At 66.8% G+C, this 289-nt stretch carries 1 protein-coding gene; it reads right to left on the bottom strand.

Translation table 11 applies throughout. The annotated features are described in order from the left end of the window. Positions 1 to 289 (bottom strand): NAD(P)H-dependent oxidoreductase (locus tag OO52_RS45760; protein ID WP_037671779.1); only part of this gene is annotated, 289 nt, incomplete at both ends.

Consider the following 289-nt stretch of genomic DNA (forward strand, 5'->3'; position numbering starts at 1 on the left):
TCGGCGTGGGAGGTGCCGTAGGGGTTGCCGTCGACGAACTTCTGCGGGTCGGTGAAGCCCGGCGTGACGATGATGCCGCCGAAGTGGTGCACGGAGTTGTACAGGGCCAGCAGGGTGGACTCCTGTCCGGCGTGATCCGTGGCGGTGGAGACGAAGCCGCTGTAGACCTTGTCCGCGAGCTTGCCCTGGGCCCACAGGCCGCCGAGGGTGTCGATGAACTGCTTCAGCTGCGAGGAGACGTTGCCGAAACGGGTCGGCGTGCCGAAGATGACGGCGTCGGCCCACTCGA

Source organism: Streptomyces flaveolus (assembly GCF_000716535.1).
Taxonomy (GTDB): Bacteria; Actinomycetota; Actinomycetes; order Streptomycetales; family Streptomycetaceae; genus Streptomyces; species Streptomyces flaveolus_A.